Genomic DNA, 22,864 nt, shown 5'->3' with positions numbered 1-22,864 from the left:
ACCTAGCTGGTGCGCCGTTCGTTGTCGGGTGCGAAGACCAGCACGGGCTTTGCGGAGTTACCGCTGTCAGCAAGGAGTGCCACCAGGTTCCCATCGGGACCAAAGGCTGCTGCCGGCGCCTCCGCGGTGGCCTGAACCTCGGTAGGGCCAGCAGCAATCCGCCTCCCAAAGGAAATTTCCGTGGATTCCTCCTCCGTCAGTTCGCGGTTTGGCATCAGGGCACGGGCAGCGTCGGAGATATCAAGGACAGTGAGTTCCTCGGCCAACTGCTCCAGCGTTCGGGCCTGATCAAGGGAATAGGGTCCCACCCGGGTCCGGCGGAGCGCAGTTAGATGACCCCCTACGCCAAGTGCCGTCCCAAGATCACGGGCAAGCGCGCGGATATAGGTTCCTGAGGAGCACTCGACTGTGACATCAAGATCGACCACATCCAGGCCAGCGTCGCGGCGGATGTCATGCACGTCGAAGCGATGGATCGTGACGGGGCGCGGCGCCAACTTAACGTCCTCACCCGATCGCACGCGGGCGTAGGCGCGTTCACCGTTGACTTTTATAGCGCTGACGCTGCTGGGCACCTGCAAGATGGGGCCCCGGAGGACTGCGACACCATCGTGGATTGCCTTGTCCAGCACTCCCCCCACACTCAGGGTTGAGGTGACCTCACCCTCAGCGTCATCGGTAATGGTGGACTGGCCAAGGCGAATCGTGGCCGTGTAGGTCTTGGAGGTACCCACAATATAGGTCAGGAGGCGTGTGGCCTTGTTGATACCAATGACCAGGACACCGGTTGCCATGGGATCCAACGTCCCTGCATGACCCACTTTTCGGGTGCCCGAGAGCCGCCGCATCCGACCCACCACATCATGGCTGGTCCATCCTTGCGGTTTGTCCACTATCACCAGTCCAGAAAGCACGCTTCCGAGTATATCTGGAGAGCTCAGGTAGTTGAGACGGTGACAGTTAGGATGGCTGTCATGCCAGAGCTCGCCGCACATATCAGTTCAGTTCCCGCGAATCAGATCCGGGAGATCACCGAAGCAGCCTGGAATACCCCTGGTGCCATCGTCCTGTCGATTGGCGAACCGGGCTTCCCGCTCCCCCGGCACATCCTGGATGCCGGAATTGCGTGCCTGGACCGCGATGAGACGAACTACACGCCCAACGCCGGACTACCTGCCCTGCGGGAGGCCTTCGCAGCGAGGCAGCGGGAGCGCAGCGGTCCGGGGGCGCCCGCTGTGGCTGCGGACAGGGTCCATATTGTTGCTGGAGCCCAACAGGGACTGCATCTGGCCATGAGCCTGCTGCTCGGGCCAGGCGACGAAATCCTGATCCCCAATCCGGGGTACCCGACCTTTGCCATGACTGGGCGACTGCTGCAGGCAGTTCCGGTGGAGTATCCGCTCTACCCGGAACAGGACTTCGAGCCCCAGATAGAGGATGTGGAGAGACTCATCGGCGACCGCACCCGAGTGCTGGTGCTGAACTCCCCATCCAATCCCCTGGGTGCGGTCCTCAGCGCACAACGAACTGAGGAACTGGTAGATCTTGCGCGTCGTCATGACCTCTGGATCATCGCGGATGACTGCTATGAAGCTTTCACGTTTGATGTGCCCCATGTAAGCCCAGCCGCGTTCGACAGCGACGTACCCGGGGAAGCCCGGGTATTCACCTCACTGACGCTGTCGAAGACCTACGGACTGACAGGCCTTCGTATTGGTGCCCTGATCTGTCCGCCAGGACTGGAACAACTGACCAACAACATCATGGAGGCAACAGTGTCCTGCGTCGCGTCTCCCTCGCAGTACGCTGCACTGGCAGCCCTGACGGGTTCCCAGGACTACGTCGTCCAGGCGCGTGAACACTACCGCACCAACCGGGACGCTGCTTCGGCAGTCCTGCGTTCTTTGGGCATCCAGTTCCTCGATGCCCAGGGAGCCTTCTATCTCTGGGCGGACGTCTCCCATGTCAGCGGTGGCGATGTCCGGACCTGGACCAGGACTTTCCTTGCGGAATCGAAGGTCGCGCTCGCCCCGGGAACTGCTTTCGGTTCCATTGGCGAAGGCTGGGTCCGGATTGCCTTGTGCGGTCCCACCCGGGACCTTCTCGAGGGTCTTTCCCGCCTGCCACAACGCCTACCCGCGAGCTGACGGGCTGAACGCTGGTGGGTTGAAAAGTCAGGCTGGACATAAGGCAAAGCCCGGATGGCCAGAAAATCTTCTGGCCATCCGGGCTTCCCTCCCAGCGGACGTCCTATTTCTCGTCGTCTTCTTCGTCAGCGCTCTTGTATGGGTCGGCGTCACCCGCGTGCTTGGCTGTTTCGGCCAGGGCGGCTACTTCCGCATCCCGACGTCGGGCCTCACGGAGCAGTTCCTCAAGGTTGGACGCAACTTCAGGGATCCGGTCAGCGACGAACTCCAGGGTCGGAGTGAGGCGGACAGTCACGTTGCGGCCCACTTCCTGACGCAGCACGCCCTTGGCCTTCTCAAGCCCCTTGGCAGCATCGTCCTGGAGCTCCTGGTCGCCCAGCACCGTGTAGTACAGCGTGGCGTGCTGGAGGTCGTTCGTCACGCGGGCATCAGTGATGGTGATTCCCTCGAGCCGGGGATCCTTGACCCTCCGGCCTAGGGCTTCGGCAACAACAACCTTGATACGCTGCGCCAACTTGGCAGCCCGTGCGGGATCAGCCATTTCCACTCCTAAAAATTTGGATGTACGACGGCGCCTGGTGGGCGGGGTCGATCGTTTCAGTTTTCTGCCACGCACTACGGGGAGTCAACGACGGACTCCACTGGGATTTCGCCGGCGGCCTGGGAGTGGCATCGGGCCTGCCGAAGCCGGGCGGCACTGGATCCAAGATCCATTGCCGCCCGGCGTAGGGGCGGGACCGCCGAAAAATCCGACGGCCCCGCCCCTGGACAACACCTTAGACGCGCGGCTTTTCGCGCATCTCGAAGGTCTCGATGGTGTCACCCTCGTTGATGTCGTTGAACGAACCAAGGCCGATACCACACTCGAAGTCCGTCCGGACCTCGGTTGCGTCGTCCTTGAAACGCTTGAGCGTCTCAACGGTGAGGTTCTCGCCGATGATCTTGCCGTCTCGGCTGATGCGTGCCTTCGCGTTACGCCGGATGATACCGGAGCGAACGATCGAGCCAGCAATGTTGCCGAACTTGGAAGACCTGAACACTTCACGGACCTCTGCGGTGCCCAGCTGGACTTCCTCGTACTCCGGCTTGAGCATGCCCTTGAGGGCCAGCTCAATGTCATCAATTGCTGCGTAGATGACGGAGTAGAAGCGCATGTCCACGCCTTCGCGGTCTGCCAGTTCAGCAACTCGCTCGGCGGGCTTGACGTTGAAGCCGATGATGACGGCGCTGTCCACTGTTGCCAGGTTGACGTCGTTCTGGGTGATGGCACCCACGCCGCGGTGGATGACCCGCAACTGCACGCCTTCACCGACGTCGATCTTGAGGAGTGCATCCTCAAGAGCTTCCACGGCACCTGATACATCACCCTTGAGGATGAGGTTAAGGGTGTCGATCTTGCCGTCGGCAACGGCCTGGTCGAAGTCTTCCAGGCTGATGCGCTTGCGTCGCTTGGCCAGCGCAGCGTTGCGGTCTGCTGCTTCGCGCTTCTCGGCGATCTGGCGGGCTGTGCGCTCGTCAGCCGTCACGAAGAACGTATCGCCTGCACGTGGGACGTTGGAAAGACCCAGCACCTGGACGGGGCGGGACGGGCCAGCCTCGGTCAGCGCGCTGCCGTCGTCGTCGAACATTGCACGGACGCGGCCGTGCGCCGTGCCAGCGACGATGGTATCGCCCACCCGCAGGGAGCCGGACTGTACCAGGACCGTGGCCACGGAACCGCGGCCCTTGTCCAGGTTTGCTTCGATGGCGATACCGCGGGCGTCCTTGTTCGGGTTGGCACGCATGTCGAGGGCAGCGTCTGCGGTGAGCAGAACAGCCTCAAGTAGTTCATCGATGTTGAGGTTCTGGCGGGCAGAAACCTCGACAAACATTGTGTCGCCGCCGTATTCCTCAGGAACAAGGCCGTACTCAGTGAGCTGGCCGCGAACCTTTTCAGGATTGGCGCCTTCCTTGTCGATCTTGTTCACTGCAACGACGATCGGGACATTGGCTGCCTGTGCGTGGTTGAGCGCCTCAACGGTCTGGGGCATAACCCCGTCATCTGCTGCGACAACCAGGATGGCGATGTCAGTGACCTTCGCACCACGTGCACGCATGGCGGTGAACGCCTCGTGACCCGGGGTATCAATGAAGGTAATCTTCCGGTCAATGTCTTCGTGCATGTGCGAGACCTGGTACGCACCAATGTGCTGCGTGATGCCACCGTGTTCGCCAGCCATGACATCCGACTTGCGGATGGCATCAAGGAGGCGGGTTTTACCGTGGTCCACGTGGCCCATGACAGTGACAACTGGAGGCCGGGCCTCAAGGTCGTCGTCGCCTTCGGCCTCAAGTTCTGCATCGAAGTCAATATCGAAGGTGGAGAGCAGTTCACGCTCTTCATCCTCGGGGGAAACAACCTGGAGCTTGTATCCCAGCTCTTCGCCAAGTAGTGCGAACGTTTCTTCATCCAAGGACTGGGTGGCAGTCGCCATCTCACCGAGGTGGAAGAGAACTGTCACAAGCGCTGCCGGGTTCGCCTCGATCTTGTCGGCGAAGTCCGTGATGGATGAACCGCGACGGAGTCGCACAATGGTGTTGCCATCACCGCGGGGTACGCTAACGCCACCCAACGACGGAGCACTCATCTGCTCGAGTTCCTGACGCTTTGCGCGCTTGGACTTTCGCTGCTTTCCGCGGCCTGCACCGCCCTTACCGAAGGCACCCTGGGTGCCACCGCGACCGCGGCCACCCTTGCCGAACCCGCCGCCTGCGGGAGCGCCGCCACCGGCACCTGGTCCGCCGGTTCCGGGAGCACCTGGGCGCCCTGGCCCACGTGCGCCGCCACCCGGACGCCCAGCGCTTGCAGGCGCGGGACGCTCAGTACGGTTTGGCATCATTCCTGGCGTGGGGCGGTTGCCGCCAGCACCTGCCGGGCGAGGCCCTGCGGGGCGAGGAGCGCCAGGACGGGGTCCACCGGCTCCTGCAGCGGCCGGACGGGGTGCGCCTGGACGCGGCCCGCCAGTGCCTGCTGCCGGACGGGGGCCACCTGGACGATCCCCTTCGGGACGTCCGCCGGAGCGGGGCATGCCCTGGGAAGGTGCAAACGGGTTATTTCCAGGGCGGGAAGCGCGGTCGCCATCGCCCCCACGGCCACGGGGCATGCCCTGTGACGTAGCAAAGGGATTGTTGCCGGGGCGGGGGCCGCCCGGTCGGGGTGCCGACGCGCCGGAGCGCGCCGGAGCAGCAGGCGTTTCAGCCTTGGGTGCCGGACGTGCGCCTGGCTTGGCACCTGGTGAGGGTGCAGCTGGGGCAGCCGGTGCCTCGGCCTGGGGGGTGGTAGCAGCCGGCGCTACCGGAGCAGCAGGGGCTTCTGCCTTAGCAGCGGGAGCCGGTGCCTTGGGCGCCGCCGGACCGGGTGCGGGTGCACGCTTGGTCTCTGATGCGGGCGCTGGAGCCTTGGGCGCGGCGGCCGGGGCTGCCTTCGCTGGGGCTGCATCTGGATAGGCGTTGCGCAGCTTGCGCACAACGGGCGCCTCAATTGTTGAGGACGCGGAACGAACGAATTCGCCCAGTTCCTGCAGTTTGGACACTGCATCTTTGGAAGTGATACCGAGCTCTTTGGCGAGCTCGTGTACGCGGACCTTGGCCACATTTCTCCTGTCTCGGTCCGCACCGAGCCAGGCACGAACCGTCTACTTCTTGATACGGGCCCCCGCTGCGGATGCAGCGTACAGGCCCATTGCAGAGCGCAACAAAGTTGTCATCGTTACGCGCTCATCGGTGGGAACTCATCGGGTTTCCATCAGATTTCTGACCCGCTTTCAGGTTGGACGATTGTGAACCGCGGGCGTCGAAACGTCCGCAGAGTCGATGCCTGCCACGAAATGGCGTTCAACGTCGGTGATCTCAGAGGCACCCCGCAGGGCCCTTCCGAAAGCGCGACGCTTTACCGCCAGCGACAGACACGATGCGTTGAGGTGCAGCCATGCACCCCTGCCGGCCATCCGGCGACGTGTGTCCACCAGTACAGTGTGCAAATCACTGCCTGAGGCCACCAGCCGGACCAGCTCTGACCGGTACCCCTGCTTACGGCATCCGATGCAGGTGCGCTGGGGCTGATGGGCATCCGCACTCAGTGGGACCACGTTCATCAACTTCCTACGTACACAGCGGGTGCATGCCACCATCTGAACCACGGTAGTCACACCCTGGACGACGTGCGGCAGGCACGCGGACACCGGCCCGGGGGCACGGTCATATTCCATTCTAGCCCCTGGGGGGCGGTGTGGCCGAACCATGGAGCGTGGCACGGCCGGTTGCGGAAGGTTCCGCAACCGGCCGTGAACAGGATGGACTCCAGCGGCTGTCAGGACTCGCGAGCCGGTGCGGCATCCGAGACAATGTCGATTCGCCAGCCGGTCAGCTTTGCGGCAAGCCGGGCGTTCTGGCCCTCTTTTCCGATGGCCAGTGACAGCTGGTAGTCGGGAACAACAACGCGGGCGGAGCGTGCGGCTTCGTCGACAATCGTGACTGAGTTCACGCGTGAGGGCGAGAGCGCGCTGGCAATAAACGCCGCTGGATCCTCGCTGAAATCAACGATGTCGATCTTCTCGTCGTTCAGCTCGGTCATGACGGCGCGCACACGGCTGCCCATCTCGCCGATGCAGGCACCCTTGGCATTGACCCCGGGGATGTTTGCCTTGACTGCCATCTTGGTGCGGTGTCCGGCCTCACGGGCCAGCGCCACAATTTCGACGGAGTTATCGGCAATTTCTGGAACCTCCAGTTCGAAGAGTTTCCGGACCAGCCCGGGGTGCGACCTAGACAGTGTGATGGACGGGCCCTTGGTACCGCGGCGGACATCCACGACGAATGCGCGAAGGCGGTGTCCGTGAAGGTACTTTTCGCCCGGAACCTGTTCGGGCGGCGGCAGGAGTGCCTCCACGGCTCCCAGGTTTACCTGGATCATGTAGGGGTTGGTGCCCTGTTGGATCTGACCCGCGACAAGCTCACCCTCGCGACCTTTGAACTCGCCAATGACGTTGTCGTCCTCAACATCGCGGAGGCGCTGCAGGATGATCTGGCGTGCCGTGCTTGCCGCAATGCGCCCAAATCCTGTGGGCGTGTCCTCGAACTCACCGATCGGGGCGCCGTCGTCGTCAATCTCGACTGCCCAGATGGTCACATGACCTGTCTTGCGGTCCAGTTCGGCGCGCGCGCTCTCGAAGGCACCGGGCGACTTGTGGTACGCCACCAACAAGGCCTGCTCGATGGCCGGAATCAGGAGATCCAGTGGAATCTCGCGTTCGCGCTCCAGAATTCTCAGCGCGCTCATGTCAATATCCATCAGGCCTCCTCAGAGGGTCCGTTGTGCTCATTTTCCAGACCGGCCTCAGGGAGGTGGCTGAATTCGATCTCGACTTTTCCATTACGGATCCCGCCGAAGGGGAGTGTGACAGGGCTGCCCTGCTTGGGCTTCATGCCTTTTTTAACCGGAATCTCAGGGGTCAGCGTGACGCTGGTGTCCGTGACATCGGTAAGCCGCCCTGTGAATTTTTCGCCCTCCATGACATTGACCCTGACCATGCGCCCCCGTGCCCGGTACCAGTGCCGAGGCTCGGTCAGGAGTCGAGAGACTCCCGGGGAGGAGACCTCAAGGTCGTAGGGTTGACTGGCCGAGACCGGATCCTCGTCCAGGACGTCACCCAGGACGCGCGAGATCTCGGCAATTTGATCGAGGCTTACGCCGCCTGTTTCTTCCTGGGGAAGGTCCACCACGACGTGGACGACCTTGCTGCTGCCAGAAACGTGAAGGCTGATGTCCTCGAGGTATAGCCCGTTGGCACTGACTGGGGGCTCAAGGAGTGACCGGAGCCGTAAGGCATTCTGGGTATCAGCGGGTGCGGCGTCTGCCCCACCCGTTCCGGTAGGTTCCGATGAAGCCGTGGCTTCTGCATTGTTCACGATGCCGGCCGCCTTCCGCTAGATGTTGTTGTAGCTACTAGCGTAACGATTTTCCTGGCCACCTGGTGCACAAAACGGGCCGTTGTGCATGGCAGCATGGTGTGTTGTGAATGACAAGCGCGGAGGAGATCGGGGTTCGGTGGCAATTTTTCGGGGCGTCAGCGCCGCTCTGCTTACCGTTTCGGTGCTGCTCTTGGGCGCCACAGTAACTGTGCGGAATCCCCCGCCGCCGCCCGTGCCAACAGGTTCCGAGCTGGCCAGACTCGATGCCGCCACAGACGCACAGGACCTTTTGGAATTGGCCATCCGGGTGCAGGGCGCCAAGCACGGAGATGACGCTGAGAACGGCCGGGCAGAAGCCCTTGTGACGTTGCTGACTCTCCACGTTGGCGCGCTGCGACGCGACGGAGAACCTGCGCCGGTTACTACCGCCAGTGTCCCGGTGCCCACTGGCCCGTCGGGGGCGCCAACAGCTACTGCCGCGCCGTCCGGTCCCGTACCGCTGGCTGATGCTCCCGGGGCGGTCACTGCTGCCGATTCGGGTGCTAGCACTGAGTCGCTGGTGACGGCACTCACCCAAAGTGCCAACAGGAGACTGGACGATGCTGTTCGCGCAGATCCCGGAACTGCCAGAATGCTCGCAGCAGCCGGGGTGGCCCAGCAGCTGGCTGCGGAATCGCTGGCTCGAAGCTCCGGAGCGACTGCTCCCGGACGCCCCGCTGCTGTCTCGCCAGCAGCATCTCCTATCGGCCAGGAACTCGATAGCCCTAGTTCCTGCCCTGCATCCGGGGAATCCAGCGCCAGTTCGGCAGCGGAGGAGACTGCCGATGGCGCCGCCCCCGGAGCGACGCTGAGCACCTCCCTGGCCGCCGTTGTGGAACAGGCTCAGGCCGCTGTCTACACCTATCAGGTCGCCTTGCCACGTCTGCCGGTTCCCATCGCTGCTATTGCCGAAAGCTATCTGGGCAGTCATGAGGCATTGCTTCAGGATGCCACCGGCCTGGGATCAGCGCACTGTGTATCCCTGCCGGCCCCAAGGGCCGGATATGCCCTGGACCCGAGCGCCATTGCCGTTCCCGCGGCAAGCCTTGGTGCAATGGAAAATGCGGGCTTGCCTGCACTGGGGGATCTGATCGGAACAAGTGAGGCTCCATTGCGTCAATGGGCCACCGCGGCGCTCTTCGCCGCTGCAGACAGGGCGCAGTCCTGGGGTTCGACACCTGAGGAACTTCCCGGTTTTACCGGCGACGCTCAGGATTCCATCCGCCGCGATGTGGGGCGCAAATGAGGTCCTGCGGGAGGGTTTTGTCAGCGTTGCCACCGGCCGCCAAGCGGACCGGGCGCCTGCTATGCAGTGGATCGTCCGACGTCGGGTTGCTGACCACATGAGGGCGGGGCTCCGGGTGCCAATCCCAGCCGCGTTCCGTCATCGTTACTCACGAACGGCACCACACCGAGCCTGGTTGGATTCCCTCCCGGCGCTACTCTCTGTCGCTATGGACCGCTGGTCACTCGACCTAGATCTTCCCCGCGGCGCTGAACCCTGGAGCGGGCACTGCGCCCTGGTCTTTCCGGTGCTGCACAACGGAATCCGAACAGCGCTCAAGATCGCCTACCCCTACCCGGAGGTCCTTCTTGAACATCACGCCCTGGCGCTCTGGGACGGCCTCGGAGCAGTCCGGCTGCTTGCTGCTGATCCACAATCGGCAACGCTACTGCTGGAACGACTCGACGGAGATCGGTCCCTGCAGGAGGCGCCATTCCCTACTGCCATAGAGGTGTGGGGCTCAGTAGTGCGCCGGATCAGCATTGAACAAGGCGAACGTCCCGAATGGGCGGACTTTGAACATATTGCGGCCCGGGCCGAACAATGGACCGATGAGTTACCAGCATCGTGGGAGGACTTGGGACGCCCGTTCCCGCGGTGGCTCCTGGAGGCGGCGCTGGAGGTCTGCCAGACACGCGGAGCCGTCGGGAGGCGTTCGGGTCGGGACGTTCTGGTGCATACGGACCTGCACTTCCGCAACATTGTTGCGCCCTTGGGCGATGGTTGGGATAAAGCGCTTGCAATAGATCCGCAGCCCATGATTGGTGAGGCTGAATTCGCTGTCGCCCCCGTGCTGTGGAACAGGCTCCAGGACTACCCGGCGCGGAATCCGGAGCGTGCCGTCCTCGACCGCGTGACCGTTTTCTGTGCCGCGGCAGGACTCGATGCGGATCGTGCCCGGGCCTGGTCAATAGTTCGGGAAGTGGACAACGCACTCAGCTACGCAGCCGATCCCGCTTTGTCGTCGGATTTGCAGCGTTCACTCTGGGTTGCCAGCACGCTGGCCGGGCGGGCGCTTCCCGGGCTCCCCCACCCTCATCAGCTGTCGGCACCCGGCTCGTCGACCGCACGCCGCTGAGGCGCTCACAACGGCCGTGGGTGCTGACGCTGCGGGTGGATGGGTCGGGCTCCGGCGACCCGCGCGCCAGTGCTACCTGAAGTTCTCTGACCAGACGTCATACCCGAGTTTGATGATCAGCGCTCCCACCACAATGAGGAACACCACCCGAATGAATCCACTGCCCTGTTTTACCGCTGTCCTTGCGCCGAGATAGCCGCCGGCCATGTTGGCACCGCCGAGGATAAGTCCCAGTCCCCACAACAGGGAACCGTTCGGGAGGAAGAACAGCAGGGCACCAACGTTGGTTGCCATGTTGACAATCTTCGCCTTTGCACTGGCCTCCAGGAACGCATAACCCATCGCCGACACGAGGGCGATGATAAGAAATGATCCCGTCCCCGGCCCGATCAGCCCATCGTAAAACCCGATAATTCCACCAATCAGACACGCCACGACATAGTGACGACGGCCTTCATGGCGCAGGGCTGTAAGACCCCCGATATTCGGCTTAACGGCAGTGAAGATTGCCACGGCGACGAGTGCAACCACGATGATCGGTTTAAAGACACTGGAGGGCAACTGTGCTGCCAGGATTGCGCCCCCAAAGCTTCCCGCCAGGGCAATGATCGCCATGGGCAGCGCGGTCGTGAGGTCCGGTTTGACCCGACGGTAAAACGTGACGGCACTGGTGGTCGTCCCGAAAATAGATCCCATCTTATTCGTCGCAAGAGCCTGCAGGGGCGTAATCCCGGGCACCAAGAGCAAGGCAGGCAGCTGCAACAGCCCTCCGCCACCCACCACCGCGTCAATCCAGCCCGCAGCAAATCCCGCGACGACAATAAGGACCAGCGTTCCGGGCTCGACGAGCTCGAGCCCGGAGATCACTGTGAGCGGCTCGCCGTCACCACATAAGTGACAGCAGCATCAACGGCGACATTCTCTGCGACACCGCTGCGGCGATCCTTGATCTCGACAACACCGTCCACCAGTCCGCGACCAACAGCAACAATGGTCGGGACACCAAGGAGCTCCGCATCTCCAAACTTGACGCCTGGAGAAACCTTGGGCCGGTCATCAAGGATGACATCCAGACCAGCAGCTTCCAGTTCAGCGGCAATCCTCTCCGCCGTCTCGAAGATCTCCTCGCCGCGCCCTACTGCCACGACATGGACATCTGCTGGCGCCACTGTCCGCGGCCAGATAAGGCCCTTGTCATCGTGGTTCGACTCAGCCAAGGCAGCCACAGCACGCGTTACCCCAACGCCGTACGAACCCATTGTCACAACAACCTGCTTGCCGTTCTGGTCCAAGACTTTCAGGTCAAGGGCAGCAGCGTATTTGCGGCCAAGGGCAAAAATGTGCCCCATCTCGATACCCCGTGCAGTTTCCAGCGGCCCTGACCCGTCAGGGGCGGGGTCGCCTGCTCGTACCTCGGTGCTCTCGATGACGCCGTCCCAGCCAAAGTCACGGCCAGCTACCAAGCCGAAAACGTGCTTTCCGGCCGTGTTTGCGCCGGTGATCCAGCTACTGCCAGCCACGACGCGGGGATCTACCAGGTACATCAGCTTCGTGGACCCCTCAAGGCCCAAAACAGCGTGCTCGGTCGTGAGGCCCGGACCAATATAGCCTTTAACCAGAAGCGGGTGCTTGGCCAGGTCGGATTCGCCTGCAGCCTCAATCCGGAGTTCACCGCCGATGGGCAAAAATTCACCGATGGTGGCCTCGACACGCTTCAGGTCGATAGCCCTGTCGCCTGGGACGCCGATGACAACCACCTGCCGCTCAAGGGTGGGCAGGGTGACAACAAGAACAACATTCTTGAGCGTGTCAGACGCAGTCCAGGGCCCGCCGTCGGCCTCTCCACGGGCTGCAACGGCATTCGCTGCGGCAACCAGCGTATCGATCGTGGGAGTGTCGGGGGTGTCCAGCACACGCGCTGGCGGTGCGTCAGTGAAGTCGATGTCTGCAGGAACCACAGTGGTGACCGCTTCCACGTTGGCGGCATAGCCGCCCGCTGAACGGACAAAGGTGTCCTCACCAATGTCAGTAGGGTGCAGGAACTCCTCGCTGCGGGAACCGCCCATTGCCCCGGCTGTCGCCGAGACAGGGACCACTTCAAGACCCAATCGCGCAAAGATCTTGAGGTAGGCGGCCCGGTGCGCGGCGTAGCTGGCTTCCAGGCCGGCATCGTCGACGTCGAACGAGTAGGAGTCCTTCATGATGAATTCCCGGCCGCGGAGCAATCCAGCCCGGGGACGTGCCTCATCGCGGTACTTGTTCTGGATCTGGTAAAGGCTCAGGGGCAGGTCCTTGTAGGACGAAAAAAGATCCTTGACCAGCAGGGTAAACATTTCCTCGTGCGTGGGGGCAAGCAGATAGTCCGCGCCTTTGCGGTCCTGCAGCCGGAAAAGCCCCTCGCCGTATTCGGTCCACCGGTTGGTTGCCTCGTAGGGTTCGCGTGGCAGCAATGCGGGAAAATGAACTTCCTGGGCGCCCATGGCATCCATTTCTTCCCGAATGATCCCCTCGACTTTGCGCAGGACCTTGAGGCCCAGCGGCAACCAGGTGTAAATTCCTGGCGCCGCACGGCGGATATACCCGGCGCGGACCAGCAACCGGTGACTGGCCACCTCTGCATCGACGGGGTCTTCGCGCAGAGTGCGCAGGAAAAGCTTGGACATTCTTGTGACCACGGGTAGGAATCCGTTCCTGGTAAAAAGGCCGCCGGAAAGCGGCGCCGGTAATTCTGCTCATACCAATCTACCGGCTGGGTGACCAACTTCCGTGACGGGCCAGGAGTTGGAAGAAGCCGCGCCCCCCGCACCGAGCCCCTGGCCCCTGAAGGCTGGTCATGGTGTGGCAGGCACGGCTCCCAGCCGGCTCAATGATGAAGAGCATCCGTTCTTCGAGGTTCACCCGGATCCAGTCGAGGCCAAGACCTCAGCGCTCCCCAGCTGAGGACAGTAACGATGCCCACGTTTCAGCTTCCACATCGCCCGCATGCGCGAACGCTCTGGAAGCAAAACTCTGAATCGCTGACTTCTCGTCGAATTTCTTTCACGATGCTCTGACAAGGTCATTGCCGACGGCCAGGGGATCTTTCCTTTCCGTGCATGCGCCGCCCCAACGGCGCAGCTTATTGCAATATATGCGCTTGATTTCATGCTGGCTAGAGGTGAAGAAAAATCCTCATGCCATTCCACAGTTATGGCCCAGGTTTTCGCCCAGTTTCCAGGACTGGAATCAAAGCCCAGCGCCTAACTTTGCTCCGGAGGGTCCCCCCAGACCACTGGGCTGCGCCTTCGCGGTGCAGCTGCCAGCCGTCGAGACGACCAGGACGCTTCACATCCCGATGCAATGCTGATCACGTCCCCATCCCGTGCCGAACTGTGCAGCTAAAAAAGCACTGTGGCGAACGTGTTCACCGTTGTGAAACCTACTCGCTCATAGCTGGCTTTGGCCCTGGTGTTGTACGAATTGACGTACAGGCTGGTGATGGGTGCAAATGCTTGGGCATGGCGGACAACGCCCGCCATGTAGCCGGCGCTGAGCCCGAGTCCGCGATGCTCCGGGTTCATCCAGACACCCTGGACCTGCGTGACACACTGCGTCACGGCACCCAATTCAGCTTTGAAGATGACGTCGCCCGCTTCCGTGACATAGGCCAATGAGTGGCCCTCACGGATGAGCCCCTCGACCCTGCGGTTGTAGAATTCCCGCCCCCCAAGATACGGCGAGTAGCCAACTTCTTCCTCGAACATCGCAACGCAGGCCGGCAATATCTGGTTGAAATCCGCCATCCTGCCCGTGGCAAGCAACGCATTGGCCTCGATCAGCGGCGGGCCACTGATCGTCATCAGTGGCTGGTCCTCCCGGACTTCGTGTGCCTGGTGGCCCAGTCGCTCAAGGTGGCCATACAGCGCCAGGACAGTATCTGCCGGCCCAAAGGCCGATGCATAACGGCGCCCGGAAGCGTGGATGGCTCCGGCTACCATTCCCGTGAGCTCGGGCGGCAGCTGGACCGGCACAAGATTGGCACCGCACCAGCAGGCAGCAATGAGGGTGGCATTGTCAAAAATACCAAACACCCCAGCGCCCGCAGACGTCACGGCAGCCGATCCGGTAGCTTCCAGATGAGCCAGGATAAACACGTTTGTCACTGGATCCTGGTGAGCCAGTTCCGTCAGTGCTTTGGTGTCCGCCCCGCCAAGGACCCGGACCGAGATGCCCGACGTAGCCGTCCCTTCCTTATGAGACGCTAACCACGGGGCCACCCTTGACAGCATCTTCGCCATCGGCCTCCCCCATCTCCTCGGCTATGCGCATTGCTTCTTCGATCAGTGTCTCAACGATCTGATCCTCGGGCACGGTCTTGATGACTTCACCGCGCACAAAAATCTGGCCCTTGCCATTTCCGGAAGCTACTCCGAGGTCCGCCTCACGAGCCTCACCCGGACCATTAACAACGCAGCCCATGACTGCCACGCGAAGCGGCACTTCCATACCTTCAAGGCCTGCCGTGACCTGCTCTGCGAGCGTGTACACGTCAACCTGGGCACGGCCACAGGAAGGACAGGAAACGATTTCCAGTTTGCGTGGGCGCAGGTTCAGCGACTGCAGAATCTGGTTGCCCACCTTGACCTCCTCAATGGGAGGAGCCGAGAGGGACACGCGGATGGTGTCACCGATGCCACGGGAAAGAAGAGCGCCGAAGGCCGTTGCAGATTTGATTGTGCCCTGGAATGCGGGGCCAGCCTCGGTGACGCCAAGGTGCAAGGGCCAGTCGCCCTTTTCGGCGAGCATCTCGTAGGCCGCCACCATGATCACCGGGTCATTGTGCTTGACGGAGATCTTGAAGTCATGGAAACCATGCTCTTCGAACAGCGAAGCTTCCCAGACTGCCGACTCCACCAGCGCTTCAGGCGTCGCCTTTCCGTACTTTTTCAGGATGGAGGGTTCCAGCGAGCCAGCATTGACGCCGATCCGTATGGAGGTGCCATGATCGCGCGCTGCTGCAGCGATTTCCTTGATCTGGTCATCGAATTTCCGGATGTTGCCCGGGTTCACGCGGACCGCAGCACAACCGGCTTCAATGGCCGCGAAAACATACTTGGGCTGGAAGTGGATATCTGCGATCACAGGAATCTGTGACTTGCGGGCAATGATGGGGAGAACGTCTGCGTCATCGGATGTGGGACATGCCACCCGCACAATATCGCAGCCTGTCGCGGTCAGTTCGGCGATCTGCTGCAGAGTTGCGTTGATGTCCGTGGTGGGCGTTGTTGTCATCGACTGGATGCTGATGGGCGAATCCGAGCCGACACCCACGGAGCCCACCTTGATCTGCCGGGTTTTGCGGCGCGGAGCCAAGACGGGGGGTGGGGCTGACGGCATTCCCAGGCTGATCGAGGTCACTTAGGACTCCTTGGTAGAAATGAGAAGGTTGAGTTCCTGAAATTCAGGATGCATGCGCCGCAAGGGCACCGGAGATAGGCGTCCATTCAGTACTCCGAATGCCTGCAATGACGCCCTCGATAGCGAAGGGGTCCTGTTTGAGGAGTTCATTGAGGGCGGTTTCATCCGTCGCGCGGAAGATCAGCAGCGCACCCGTTCCATCTCCGTAGGGACCGCTGGCGAGCAGGGCGCCCTCCGCGACGAGGTTCGCCGTCCATTCACGGTGCCGGAGACGGTGTTCGTCTCTGGCGGCAGTGGAATCGGCTACGTAGACGTACTCAACAGCAAAAACAATCATACGAATACCCTAACCCCCGTACCATCCCATAGCGGTCCCGTGCGCTCCGCTACGCCCACGGCGGAGAGCTATTTTCACGTGAGGAAGAGCACTCTGATGAGTGCTGCCGTACCTGCAGCCCAGAGCATGGAAGCCAGGGTTCCTATGATGAAACGTTCCGCGGCCGCGGGTGTTTCCTTCAGCTCGGCGAACCGGCCAAGACCCTTGATGGCCACAATGTAGGCAATAGCCACCGGCTGGCCGGTCAGGATGGCCAGGCAGACGCCCAATCGCTCAAGGATGCCAATGATGGCACCTCCGCGAAGGATTCTTGTGGTGGTTATGCGCACTCCTGAAGGAGAAGCAGGCTCACTGTCCACGTGCCCCGGGATGACACGGCCGTCAGCCCGTGGCGGCAGGTCCACCGTAACGTCCGCCGCTGGATCGGTGATGTCCTCACCCGCGACCTGGCCGGCGTCGTCCTTGTCATCGATGCTTCGGGCAATGTGCAGAACCATGCTGGTGACCGGCCATCCGACGCCACCAGACACAACCAGGGCCAGGAAAATCCACAGGGTTTGAATCATGAATTCCCCTCCAGGTGTGCAGCTGCGCCGCCGAGGACCTGCTGGTCCGTGATGTTCAACAGCTGTGCCGCTGCGGGCCGCCCGGCTGCCTCATCCGGCCATCCGGACCGGCTGATGGACCGACTGATGCTTTGTTCCGTGACGCCCAGTTCCACCGCAGCCATCTTTTGTGTTCCGTGGACCGCCAGCATGCTGGTCGCTGAGCCAGACGGCAAGGGTATCTCTGGAGCCAACGCTTCTTTTTGGAGTGCAAGCAGGGTGTCCACCACTTTCCATTGTGATTGGGTACGTTCCTGGACCAACCGCCCAAGCAGGCGGAGGACCGCCTGCGCGTTGGCGCCTGATACTGTCGCAGCGCTCGGCGTTTTTACCGTGGGATCCAGTGTTCCAGCGACCACCGACAGTGGAACGTTTCCACTCGCCGTCTTCGCTGACTCGACTGCCTTGCGGGCAGCAAGGAAGGCAGTGCCAGAGCCTTCTCGGGGGCTTTGCCCTTCGGTGAGGTCGACGGACCCGACCCCAATTCCCACGTACCAATTCCCCGTCCGGAGAACGGCCAGCGAGATATCCACGACCTGATCCGCCCTGCTGATGACACCCTGGACTTCATCCCCGACGGAACGTTCGAATCCTGGCGCTCCAAGCGCCGCACATGCCCGCAGGAGATCGGGGACACGGTCAATGTCGTTTGTACTGCCTCTTTGGTCAATCGTGAGAACAAACATGGGTCAACCATAAGTGGCAGATGATCAATAATCAATCGTTTATGGCTGACTTTGGAAAATCAGCCATAAACGGTTTCCCCATCAGAAGAGATTAACCGGCTTGACAATGTCAGCGTAGATCAGCAGTACGCTCATGCTCAGCAGGAGGACCGCCATGGCATATGTCAGGGGCAGCAGCTTAGCAATGTCGAAGGCACCAGGATCAGGCCTGCCGAAGAGTCTGGCGATCCGGCGCCGAACGGCCTCGTAGAGCGCCCCCGCAACATGCCCCCCATCAAGGGGAAGCAATGGGATCAGGTTGAACACAGCCAGCGCGAAGTTCAGTCCAGCCAGCAGGCCCACCAGGGCCGAGATCCTCGACGCAACGGGCACCTGCTCCATGGCGGCCACCTCGCCTGCCACCCGCCCCACACCGACAACGCTAATCGGACCGTTGGGATCGCGCGGCTCGTCACTGAAGGCCGCCTGGGCAACACCCACCACGCGGGCTGGCAGGTTCAGCACCACGCCAGCTACCTGGCGGATATTATCGCCAGCCGCAGGCAGCACGGCCGACGCCGGCTGTGGTTCCAGTGCGGTCTGCGCACCAATGCCGAGGAAACCGACGTCCTGGTAGAGGAGCGACCCGGTATCGTCGCTCGCCTGGCGACCATCCGGACCAATGACCGGACGCGAAGTCAGGACCGGGGTGACGCTGGTGCTCACCTCAGCACCGTTGCGTTCCACAGTGATACCAACTTCACGGCCCGCGGACTCCCTGATCCGCTGGCTCAGGTAATCCCATTGCGTGACACCCGTACCATCGAAGGACACGATGGTATCCCCCGGCTGCAGGCCGGCGGCGGCCGCGGGCGTGAGCTGGCAATCAGCTGAGTTGGGATCCACTGTCTCACCTGCCGCCACCTGGCATTTGGAAACGTCCGCCAGCGTGGTGGTTGAGGTAGCCACCCCAAAACCCATCAGCAGGACTGCCGTCAGAATCAGGCCTATCAACAAGTTCATGGCGGGACCGCCCAACATGATGATGATTTTTTTCCAGGCAGCAAGCCGGTAGAAGACCCGGTCCTTATCCTCAGGCCGGACTTCCTCATGGGCCATTGACCGCGCATCACTGGCCAGCGTCTGGAACATTCCCGTACTTGAGGCCCGGACTGTCCCGCCTTCAGCATTGGGCGGGTACATGCCGATCATGGCAACGTAGCCGCCCAGGGGAATGGCTTTCACACCATATTCTGTCTCACCCTTACGGCGGGACCAGAGCGTCGGACCGAAACCCACCATGTATTTGGTGACCCGGACCCGGAAGAGCTTTGCGGGCAACAGGTGCCCTACCTCGTGCAGGGCAATGGAAACAGCAACACCAATGGCGACAAAAACGACGCCTAGGATAAAGAGGACAACGGGGCTCATGGACGATGCGCTGCTTTCTGCGCGCTGTTGGCCAAACATTCCTGGGCCCGCGCGCGTGCCCACTGTTCAGCATCCAACACTGACTCTATGCTCAGCTCCGAGGAGCCTGGGTGTTCACTGAGAACTGACTCGATGGTCTCCACAATCGCAGTGAAACCGATCCGCCCGGCATGGAAGGCATGGACGGCTTCTTCGTTGGCAGCGTTAAACACTGCTGGGAACGTGCTGCCCTGCTTGGCTGCATCCTTGGCGAGCCCCACGGCCGGGAATGCGGACGAATCCAGCGGTTCGAAGGTCCAGCTCACAGCAGAACTCCAGTCGCAGGGATCCGCAGCCTGCGCCACCCTGTCCGGCCAACCCAGCCCCAGTGCAATAGGCAGCTTCATATCCGGCGGCGACGCCTGCGCAATAATCGAGCCGTCCACAAACTGCACCATGGAGTGCACCACCGACTGCGGATGCACCACCACGTCGATCTGGTCCAGTGGAACATCAAAAAGCAGATGCGCCTCTATGACTTCAAGGCCCTTATTGACCAATGTGGCCGAGTTCGTCGTGACCATGGGACCCATGGCCCAGGTCGGATGGGCCAGTGCTTGTGCGGGCGTCACGTGTGCAAGTTCCGCGAGGGTCCGGCCACGGAACGGCCCACCAGAGGCCGTCAAAATAAGTTTCTGGACCTCACTGCGGGATCCCGCGCGCAGGCACTGGGCAATAGCCGAATGCTCCGAATCCACGGGTACCAGCTGGCCCGGTGCTGCCGCAGCTTTCACGAGGGAACCGCCCACAATCAGGGATTCCTTGTTCGCCAGCGCCAGCACGGAACCAGATGCGAGTGCTGCGAGGGTCGGGGCCAGGCCAATGGAGCCAGTGATGCCATTGAGGACAACGTCGGCGGGAATACTGGCGATCGCGGTGGCGGCATCCGGCCCTGCAAAAAGCTGCGGATCATAGCCAGCCACTCCAGCTGCCGACGCTGCATCGCGGATGAGTTCCCGGAGCAGGGAGGCATCCCCCTCGGCTGTGCCCACGGCAAGTGCCCGCGTATGCACAGCCTGTTGCGCCAGCAGACCCAGGTTCCCACCCCCTGCACTCAGGGCCACGACCTCGAACAGGTGCGGGGCGCCGTCGACGACGTCCAGCGCCTGGGTGCCGATAGAGCCGGTGGAGCCAAGAAGAACGATTTTCCGTTGCTGCATTCCTCAAGTATCCCGCACTCCAGGCGCAGCCGCGTCCGTCCTACTGCCCCTGGTTGCCTGGGGACAGCTAGGGCTGGCCTGCCCTGCGGAGCAGCTCTTCCGCATGGCGCAGGATGGGTCCGTCAATCATTTTCCCGCGATGCCTAAACACCCCAGAACCGGATGATTCCGCAGCGGCCAGCACCTCGCGGGCATGGGCCACCTCTTCCTGCGAGGGCGCAAACGCTGCGCGGACAGCGGCGACCTGACCGGGGTGGATACAGGCCTTGGCCACAAAACCGGATGCTACGGCGTCGAGCGCTTCCTCGCCCAGCCCGTCCAAATCCGCAATGTCCACGTAGACGGAGTCAATGGACTTTTTCCCCGCGGCGCCAGCCGCCAGGAGAACAGTGGACCGGGCGTGGCTGGCCACTGCGCGGTAGGAACCATCCGGTCTCCTGCTGGAGGTACCGCCCAACGACGCAAGCAGATCCTCGGCACCCCACATGAGTGCACTCACGTTGGGTTCGGCGGCGATGGCTGCGGCATTAACGACGCCAGCTGCCGTCTCGCACAGGGCAATCACCGAAAAATCCGCCAGTGACCGGACATGATCCGCGTGCCCTGCCTTCGCGAGCATCACAGTTCGATACGGGGTCTGGGCGAGGAGACGCAGGTCCTGTTCGTAATCCGATGTGCCGGGCGGGTTGATGCGGATGATCGTCCGGGCTGGGTCAAGGGTTGGCACCGCTGGCGCCCCATCCAGTTGCGCCAGGATTGCGTCCCTGGCCCGCTGCTTGTTTTCTGCAGCCACAGCGTCTTCCAGGTCAAGGATCACTGCATCAGCGCGCTCGGCAGCTTTTGCAAAACGATCCGGACGGTCGGCAGGACAGAAAAGGAGCGCAGGGCCCAGGGCGAAGGTCATGATTCCATTCTGCCTTTCCCAAGACCGGAGGAGTCAGCCAACCGGTGATCTCCGTTGTGGCCATGTTCGGCGGAATGGGCCTCACGGGTCCACATCAGGGCACTTCTCTGTGCCAGGGCCACCACCACGCCATCCTGGTTGCGGCCGGTATGCGTCATGGTCACCACGCCCTGGCCGGGGCGGCTGGCGGAAAGTCGCAGGTCGGTAATAACTGTCTCCGTATAGAGCGTGTCGCCATGGAACATCGGGTGCGGAAACGACACACCAGTAAGGCCCAGCTGGGCCACGATCGTCCCTTGCGTGAGCTGGGCGACAGACTGTCCCACCATGGTGGCGAGGGTCAGCATTGAATTGACCAGGCGTTGCCCAAAGGGCTGGCCAGAGCTCCACGCAGCGTCCAGGTGCAAGGCCTGGGTATTCATTGTCATGGTGGTGAAAAGGACGTTGTCCGCTTCGGTGATGGTCCGACCCGGGCGGTGGGCATACGTGACCTGCTTTTCGAGTTCATCAAAGTAAAGCCCGCGCTGCTCCACCACTCGCGTCCTGCCCTGGTCACCCTCCGGCCTACCATCTTTCATGCTTCGCTCACCCCGTCCGCCCTGTTGGCCAGCAGATCGACATGAAGTTCGACGCCGGTGGCCGCCACCACATCCGCTGTGCTGACGCCGGGTGCCAACTCCCGAAGCACCAGGCCTGCGGGGGTGACGTCGATCACTGCCAGATCTGTGATGATCCGGTCCACGCAGGCTTTTCCCGTGAGGGGCAGCGTACAGTCCGCCACGATCTTTGGCCGCCCATTGCGGTCCACATGGTCCATCATGACAATCACCCGCCGGGCGCCAAAAACCAGGTCCATGGCACCGCCCATACCCTTGACCATCTTCCCTGGGATCATCCAGTTGGCGAGGTCGCCGTTGGCAGCAACCTCCATGGCGCCCAGGACTGCGACGTCAACGTGCCCGCCACGGATCATCCCGAAGGACAGTGCTGAGTCGAAGAATGCAGCGCCAGTGGCGATCGTGACGGTTTCCTTACCGGCGTTGATCACGTCCGGATCGACCTCGTCTTCATGCGGGTAGGGACCCACGCCGAGCATTCCATTCTCGGAGTGAAGGACCACTTCCACGCCAGCAGGAATGTGATTGGGAATCAACGTTGGCATGCCAATACCAAGATTCACGTACTGGCCGTTCTCCAGCTCGCGGGCCACCCTCGCAGCCAACCGGTTCCTGTCCCATCCCTGGCTCATGGCCGCCCTCCCATGTTTTCGCGCAGCCCAGGCCCACCAGAATCCGCGCCCACCGCCGACACTGTCCGTTTCTCGATCCGTTTCTCCACTGTGTCAACAAGAACGACGCGTTGGACAAAAATCCCTGGTACATGGATGTGGTTGGGATCAAGATCGCCAGGTTCCACCAGTTCCTCAACTTCTGCGATGGTGATGCCGCCGGCCATGGCGCACAGCGGATTAAAGTTCATAGCTGTGGCGTGGAAGACCAGGTTGCCGTGTCTGTCCCCCTTCCAAGCATGCACAAGCCCGTAGTCGGGAGCTATTGCTTCTTCCAGGACGTAGTCGACTCCAGCAAATGACCGGATTTCCTTGGCCGCAGAGGCGATCTGCACCGTCCCGTCGCTGGCATGTTTCTGCGGCAGCCCGCCGTCGGCCACCTGGGTACCAACGCCCGCGGGAGTATAAAAAGCCGGGATTCCTGCTCCCCCGGCCCTGAGCTTTTCCGCGAGTGTCCCCTGCGGGGTAAGGACCACTTCAAGCTCGCCGGAAAGGTACTGCCGTGCAAATTCCTTGTTTTCGCCCACGTAGGAACTGACA

At 62.0% G+C, this 22,864-nt stretch carries 22 protein-coding genes; 3 read left to right on the top strand and 19 right to left on the bottom strand.

Annotated features, from left to right (window positions below; all coding sequences use genetic code 11):
* Positions 1-2: 2 nt before the first annotated feature.
* Positions 3-914 (bottom strand): tRNA pseudouridine(55) synthase TruB, encoded by a 912-nt coding sequence (gene truB, locus QMG79_RS15180; RefSeq protein ID WP_283539461.1) that lies wholly within the window; start codon positions 912-914, stop codon positions 3-5.
* Positions 915-974: 60 nt separating this feature from the next.
* Here truB and QMG79_RS15175 point away from each other — a divergent pair, with 60 nt between their 5' ends.
* Positions 975-2,147, top strand: coding sequence for a pyridoxal phosphate-dependent aminotransferase (locus QMG79_RS15175; RefSeq protein WP_283539460.1), 1,173 nt, complete (start codon positions 975-977; stop codon positions 2,145-2,147).
* A gap of 103 nt (positions 2,148-2,250) precedes the next feature.
* Here QMG79_RS15175 and rbfA read toward each other — a convergent pair whose 3' ends face one another.
* From rbfA to rimP, 5 genes are all read right to left on the bottom strand, one after another.
* Positions 2,251-2,688 carry a 30S ribosome-binding factor RbfA gene (gene rbfA, locus QMG79_RS15170; protein WP_283539459.1) on the bottom strand — a complete coding sequence of 146 codons (438 nt, stop codon included), beginning with the start codon at positions 2,686-2,688 and terminating at the stop codon, positions 2,251-2,253.
* A 235-nt stretch (positions 2,689-2,923) separates the two neighbouring features.
* Positions 2,924-5,779: a translation initiation factor IF-2 gene (gene infB, locus QMG79_RS15165; protein WP_283539458.1), complete on the bottom strand. Its 2,856-nt coding sequence runs from the start codon at positions 5,777-5,779 to the stop codon at positions 2,924-2,926.
* 171 nt (positions 5,780-5,950) lie between these two features.
* Entirely contained in the window at positions 5,951-6,280 is a 330-nt protein-coding gene (locus QMG79_RS15160) for a YlxR family protein (RefSeq protein ID WP_283539457.1), read from the bottom strand.
* Between the two features lie 215 nt (positions 6,281-6,495).
* Positions 6,496-7,476 carry a transcription termination factor NusA gene (nusA, locus tag QMG79_RS15155; RefSeq protein WP_283539456.1) on the bottom strand — a complete coding sequence of 327 codons (981 nt, stop codon included), beginning with the start codon at positions 7,474-7,476 and terminating at the stop codon, positions 6,496-6,498.
* The gene (gene rimP, locus QMG79_RS15150) at positions 7,476-8,093 is read right to left on the bottom strand and encodes a ribosome maturation factor RimP (protein WP_283539455.1); all 618 of its coding nucleotides are present in this window, start codon (positions 8,091-8,093) and stop codon (positions 7,476-7,478) included. The genes nusA and rimP overlap by 1 nt, the downstream gene beginning before the upstream one ends.
* Before the next feature lie 139 nt (positions 8,094-8,232).
* On the opposite strand from rimP, the gene QMG79_RS15145 reads away from it, so the two are divergent.
* Positions 8,233-9,381 (top strand): DUF4439 domain-containing protein, encoded by a 1,149-nt coding sequence (locus QMG79_RS15145; RefSeq protein WP_283539454.1) that lies wholly within the window; start codon positions 8,233-8,235, stop codon positions 9,379-9,381.
* 97 nt (positions 9,382-9,478) lie between these two features.
* The gene (locus tag QMG79_RS15140; RefSeq protein ID WP_283539539.1) at positions 9,479-10,498 is read left to right on the top strand and encodes an aminoglycoside phosphotransferase family protein; all 1,020 of its coding nucleotides are present in this window, start codon (positions 9,479-9,481) and stop codon (positions 10,496-10,498) included.
* A 72-nt stretch (positions 10,499-10,570) separates the two neighbouring features.
* On the opposite strand, the gene QMG79_RS15135 is transcribed toward QMG79_RS15140, so the two are convergent.
* The 13 genes from QMG79_RS15135 to QMG79_RS15075 all read right to left on the bottom strand — a co-directional run.
* Positions 10,571-11,365: a sulfite exporter TauE/SafE family protein gene (locus QMG79_RS15135; RefSeq protein ID WP_283539453.1), complete on the bottom strand. Its 795-nt coding sequence runs from the start codon at positions 11,363-11,365 to the stop codon at positions 10,571-10,573.
* Positions 11,362-13,173, bottom strand: a complete 1,812-nt coding sequence (locus tag QMG79_RS15130) for a proline--tRNA ligase (RefSeq protein ID WP_283539452.1) — start codon at positions 13,171-13,173, stop codon at positions 11,362-11,364. Before QMG79_RS15130 ends, QMG79_RS15135 begins: the two co-directional genes overlap by 4 nt.
* 702 nt (positions 13,174-13,875) lie before the next feature.
* The gene (locus QMG79_RS15125; RefSeq protein ID WP_283539538.1) at positions 13,876-14,766 is read right to left on the bottom strand and encodes a GNAT family N-acetyltransferase; all 891 of its coding nucleotides are present in this window, start codon (positions 14,764-14,766) and stop codon (positions 13,876-13,878) included.
* Positions 14,729-15,895 (bottom strand): flavodoxin-dependent (E)-4-hydroxy-3-methylbut-2-enyl-diphosphate synthase, encoded by a 1,167-nt coding sequence (gene ispG, locus QMG79_RS15120; protein ID WP_283539451.1) that lies wholly within the window; start codon positions 15,893-15,895, stop codon positions 14,729-14,731. Before ispG ends, QMG79_RS15125 begins: the two co-directional genes overlap by 38 nt.
* Before the next feature lie 43 nt (positions 15,896-15,938).
* Entirely contained in the window at positions 15,939-16,232 is a 294-nt protein-coding gene (locus tag QMG79_RS15115) for a YciI family protein (RefSeq protein WP_283539450.1), read from the bottom strand.
* A gap of 74 nt (positions 16,233-16,306) precedes the next feature.
* Positions 16,307-16,795 (bottom strand): hypothetical protein, encoded by a 489-nt coding sequence (locus QMG79_RS15110; RefSeq protein WP_283539537.1) that lies wholly within the window; start codon positions 16,793-16,795, stop codon positions 16,307-16,309.
* A complete protein-coding gene (locus tag QMG79_RS15105; RefSeq protein ID WP_283539449.1) occupies positions 16,795-17,523 on the bottom strand; it encodes a MarR family transcriptional regulator in 729 nt (242 codons plus the stop codon). Before QMG79_RS15105 ends, QMG79_RS15110 begins: the two co-directional genes overlap by 1 nt.
* Positions 17,524-17,604: 81 nt before the next feature.
* Complete coding sequence (locus QMG79_RS15100) at positions 17,605-18,933, bottom strand: M50 family metallopeptidase (protein WP_283539448.1); 1,329 nt, start codon at positions 18,931-18,933, stop codon at positions 17,605-17,607.
* Positions 18,930-20,132: a 1-deoxy-D-xylulose-5-phosphate reductoisomerase gene (gene dxr, locus QMG79_RS15095; RefSeq protein WP_283539447.1), complete on the bottom strand. Its 1,203-nt coding sequence runs from the start codon at positions 20,130-20,132 to the stop codon at positions 18,930-18,932. The genes QMG79_RS15100 and dxr overlap by 4 nt, the downstream gene beginning before the upstream one ends.
* Positions 20,133-20,199: 67 nt before the next feature.
* Complete coding sequence (locus tag QMG79_RS15090) at positions 20,200-21,036, bottom strand: HpcH/HpaI aldolase/citrate lyase family protein (protein WP_283539446.1); 837 nt, start codon at positions 21,034-21,036, stop codon at positions 20,200-20,202.
* Positions 21,033-21,614: a MaoC family dehydratase gene (locus tag QMG79_RS15085; RefSeq protein ID WP_283539445.1), complete on the bottom strand. Its 582-nt coding sequence runs from the start codon at positions 21,612-21,614 to the stop codon at positions 21,033-21,035. The genes QMG79_RS15090 and QMG79_RS15085 overlap by 4 nt, the downstream gene beginning before the upstream one ends.
* Positions 21,611-22,285 (bottom strand): CoA transferase subunit B, encoded by a 675-nt coding sequence (locus tag QMG79_RS15080; protein ID WP_283539444.1) that lies wholly within the window; start codon positions 22,283-22,285, stop codon positions 21,611-21,613. The genes QMG79_RS15085 and QMG79_RS15080 overlap by 4 nt, the downstream gene beginning before the upstream one ends.
* On the bottom strand, positions 22,282-22,864 hold a 583-nt coding region (locus QMG79_RS15075; protein WP_283539443.1), incomplete at its 5' end, for a CoA transferase subunit A. The genes QMG79_RS15075 and QMG79_RS15080, both read right to left, overlap by 4 nt.

The organism is Pseudarthrobacter sp. PS3-L1, from assembly GCF_030063285.1.
Classification (GTDB): domain Bacteria; phylum Actinomycetota; class Actinomycetes; order Actinomycetales; family Micrococcaceae; genus Arthrobacter.
Note: the sequence above shows the minus strand (reverse complement) of the source record. Positions and strands in the feature narration are given on the sequence as shown.

Bases quoted from the DNA above. Each gene is read 5' to 3' on its own strand.
- QMG79_RS15175 (WP_283539460.1), top strand. From the start codon at position 975: ATGCCAGAGCTCGCCGCACATATCAGTTCAGTTCCCGCGAATCAGATC.
- rbfA (WP_283539459.1), bottom strand. From the start codon at position 2,688: ATGGCTGATCCCGCACGGGCTGCCAAGTTGGCGCAGCGTATCAAGGTT.
- QMG79_RS15160 (WP_283539457.1), bottom strand. From the start codon at position 6,280: ATGAACGTGGTCCCACTGAGTGCGGATGCCCATCAGCCCCAGCGCACC.
- nusA (WP_283539456.1), bottom strand. From the start codon at position 7,476: ATGGATATTGACATGAGCGCGCTGAGAATTCTGGAGCGCGAACGCGAG.
- QMG79_RS15140 (WP_283539539.1), top strand. From the start codon at position 9,479: ATGAGGGCGGGGCTCCGGGTGCCAATCCCAGCCGCGTTCCGTCATCGT.
- QMG79_RS15125 (WP_283539538.1), bottom strand. From the start codon at position 14,766: ATGCTGTCAAGGGTGGCCCCGTGGTTAGCGTCTCATAAGGAAGGGACG.
- QMG79_RS15115 (WP_283539450.1), bottom strand. From the start codon at position 16,232: ATGATTGTTTTTGCTGTTGAGTACGTCTACGTAGCCGATTCCACTGCC.
- QMG79_RS15105 (WP_283539449.1), bottom strand. From the start codon at position 17,523: ATGTTTGTTCTCACGATTGACCAAAGAGGCAGTACAAACGACATTGAC.
- QMG79_RS15100 (WP_283539448.1), bottom strand. From the start codon at position 18,933: ATGAGCCCCGTTGTCCTCTTTATCCTAGGCGTCGTTTTTGTCGCCATT.
- dxr (WP_283539447.1), bottom strand. From the start codon at position 20,132: ATGCAGCAACGGAAAATCGTTCTTCTTGGCTCCACCGGCTCTATCGGC.
- QMG79_RS15090 (WP_283539446.1), bottom strand. From the start codon at position 21,036: ATGACCTTCGCCCTGGGCCCTGCGCTCCTTTTCTGTCCTGCCGACCGT.
- QMG79_RS15085 (WP_283539445.1), bottom strand. From the start codon at position 21,614: ATGAAAGATGGTAGGCCGGAGGGTGACCAGGGCAGGACGCGAGTGGTG.
- QMG79_RS15080 (WP_283539444.1), bottom strand. From the start codon at position 22,285: ATGAGCCAGGGATGGGACAGGAACCGGTTGGCTGCGAGGGTGGCCCGC.